Below are 3026 nucleotides of genomic sequence, written 5' to 3' on the forward strand. Positions count from 1 at the left end.
CCATCATCAACCACGAGGCCCCTCAGGCCGCGTGACTAACCCTGTCACCTATCCGTGCACCAGGCCCAAATTGTGATCCATGGGAATTCGCGGGCACAGGACATCTCACCCACGGTGACTACCAACTCACACTAGCCGCCGCGCACCAACACCTCGAACAACTCTGGGCACGCCGCGATAACTCCGTCCCGCCGGGTGGACCGCCATGACCGCGCCCGCCACCGACGACCGCGCTTCGGCGCAGGTGCCCCGCCGTGATGAGGAGGAATTCCGTGTCTGGCTAACCGAATCCTGTGCACGCCAAGGAGTCCCACTGACCATCACCGACCCCACCATCATCAACCAGGTCGCTGTCCTCCTCAAACACTGACTGGGCTGGACCACAATCGTCGAGGGCAAGTCACCGCTCGCGGTGACGCGGCAGCACCGGCTTGTCAGACGTGCGCGTAACAATCATCCATGCCGGGCATCGCCCCCGATGCCCGGATACCAAACCGATGAATAGGAGCGAATATGCAGGTCAATGTACACACACGGAGCTGGTCACCGTCCCGCAGATTCTTCTGGTGGTTCCCGGCAATCAGCGGCGCGCTTGTCCTGACTGTCAGTGCCGGATGGGTGATGCTCGGAGCATCGGTGCTCGCGCTGTTGCACATCACCGGCACGGCCGGCCCGATGCATGTCGCGGACTATTCACTGGGTTTCGTTGGTCTCGGCGTGGTCGCCGCGATGATCATGTTCGGCGTTGCGGCACCGTATTCGATGACCGCACACCTGAGCAAAGGTGTGGTTGTGTCCGCGCGGACCATGCGTGAGCAGTTGGTTCACAACCCGCTCATCCGATCGAGACTACTTGCCATCCTGATGCCAGTCCTGCTGCGGATCGCAGGAATTACCCACCCGTACTGGCTCGGACTGGCAGCGACCATACTGACTGATGTCGTCATCACCTAGACCCCAAGACCGCTGCAGAATTCTGGCACAAGTTTGGGCACGACTGGGATATCCCCGAACTGATCCGCCGACCCAGCATCGCCAAGCAGTACGCAGACGCAGCGTGGCGCAGCGTCAATCAGCGGTGGATCACCGGCGGTGTGCTCGGGTTGATCGCCGCACCAGCGGTGCCGAAGTCCTGGACCCTCATGATGCACGGGACAAACGCGCTCACCACCGTCCCGTTCATGCTCTCGGTCGGCGCAGCACTGAGCGCTATCTATCTCGGACGTTCAGCCACCGTGTACTCCGGCTTGGCCAAGCGTTACACGTGGGCAGCCATCAGCTCCGTCCACCAACAGGGCCGGCAGAATCCACGGCCCCACCAGCGAGTGACGCCGGCTCAGCAGACCCGACGTCTGGGCAGCATGCGATCCACGTTCTAAACCACGTCACAATCGCCATTGCGGTTGCACGCGGTTGATATCCAGGCTGCGGGCGCCTTGCTTGCCGGCAGCGATCACCGCATGGTCGAGGACCGTTTTAACGATGGCGTGCCGCCGGTCGATCGACAGCTCCTCCCACTGCCCACGCAGTGATGCTCCGGTGCCGGCCAGCTCGTACAGGGCTCCGTCGGAGGAAACAGCGACAATGTCCTTGTGCGCCCGCTGAATACGTTCCTCGATCGGGTTCCGGGCTGTCATCCACTCCCGCGCGGTGATCGCCCCGTCGGCGTACAGGCCGGCCAGCTCGTCGAGCTTGCTGGTATCGACGGTGATCTGCGCGGTCAGCTTCACCGTATCCGGACTCCGTTTCGCCTTGCCCGCCAACGCGTTCCGCAGGCCCGGTGAGTCCAACCGGGCCAGCACCGCATCGACCAGCAGATCCTCCACCGGCACCGCCACCACCGTCAGCCGGCCGCAACCGCGGTGATCCGGGCCAGACAGACACACGTAGCGACGCACTCGTCGATCCTGGCCCTGCGTCCTGGCCGCGGAGAACAGGGTGTTGCCGCATTTGCCGCACCGCAACATCCCCGACAGCACATACCGCCGCGGTATCCGCTTGGTCGACCGCGCTTTCGCCGCGAACACCGCCAGTACCTGATCCCGCTGCGCCGGGGTGATGATCGGCTCCCACACCGCCGGACCGACCACCTGCCCCTTATGCTCGCGCAGCCCGGCGATCCGCCCCGACTGCACCAACGCCCGCAGAGTGGTCGTGATCCACGGTTTGCCCGACACGGTACGAATCTCATGGTCGTTCAACCATTGCGCAAGTGAGCGCATCGACTCCCCGGCAATGGTGCGGGCCACCAGATCCCGCACAATCTGCGCCTCATCCTCACGCACGACCATATTGCCGGTCTCGTATCCGAAGGCTCGCTGGGCGGTACCGTGCGGCAACCCCGCCTCCGCATTGGCGAGCATCTTGCGGGCTACCCGTGCTGATCGCCGCCCGGACTCCTTGGCGGCGAAGGCGGCGAAGATCCGCGCCATGAACAGCCCGTCATCGTTGCCCAGGTCGATGTCGGCGGTCACGGTCGCGACCTCGTGGACCCCGGCCTGCTCACACAGGGTGACGAACTCTTCGAGCTCCACCGGCCGGCGATGCAGCCCGATCGAGGTTGTAGACGATCACCGCATCCCGGGCACCGTTCGCCAGATCATCGAGCATCTGCCGGTAACCCCGCCGGGTCTTGCCCGAGTACGCGGACACATCATTGTCCACATACTCGCGGCCAATGGTCCACCCACGATCCTTCGCGAGCTTGCGGCAGTCTTCCAATTGTCGTTGCACGCCAAGCCCTTTGCCCTCCAAGTCTTGGGAGATCCGGGCGTACACTGCCGCTGACCGCACCGTGGGCTTACCGCTACTCATAGGGGCCAGTTTAGTGACTTCCCAGCTATCCCTGACTGGTGTGGCCCCTACCCGGATGGATATCTGATCAGTCCGACGATTACAGCATTTTGAAGTGTTCGATCACGCGGTCAGCCACGGCTTGGTAATGCGTTGGGGACTGCTTCACGATCGGGTGACAGTGTCGGTGTCATGCCGCTGAGGCGGCTGTGTTGATGATCGTCTCGTATTCG

General features: G+C 63.3%; 2 protein-coding genes and 1 pseudogene. 2 read left to right on the forward strand and 1 reads right to left on the reverse strand.

Annotated features, from left to right (window positions below; genetic code table 11):
• Window positions 1-205: 205 nt before the first annotated feature.
• Complete coding sequence (locus AC4JJG_RS21395) at window positions 206-370, forward strand: hypothetical protein (protein WP_182374591.1); 165 nt, start codon at window positions 206-208, stop codon at window positions 368-370.
• Window positions 371-636: 266 nt separating this feature from the next.
• Complete coding sequence (locus AC4JJG_RS21400; protein ID WP_369521197.1) at window positions 637-954, forward strand: hypothetical protein; 318 nt, start codon at window positions 637-639, stop codon at window positions 952-954.
• 431 nt (window positions 955-1385) lie between these two features.
• Here AC4JJG_RS21400 and AC4JJG_RS21405 read toward each other — a convergent pair.
• Window positions 1386-2814 (reverse strand): annotated as a pseudogene (locus tag AC4JJG_RS21405) (recombinase family protein).
• Window positions 2815-3026: the final 212 nt, after the last annotated feature.

This window comes from Gordonia sp. B8661-1 (assembly GCF_059427765.1).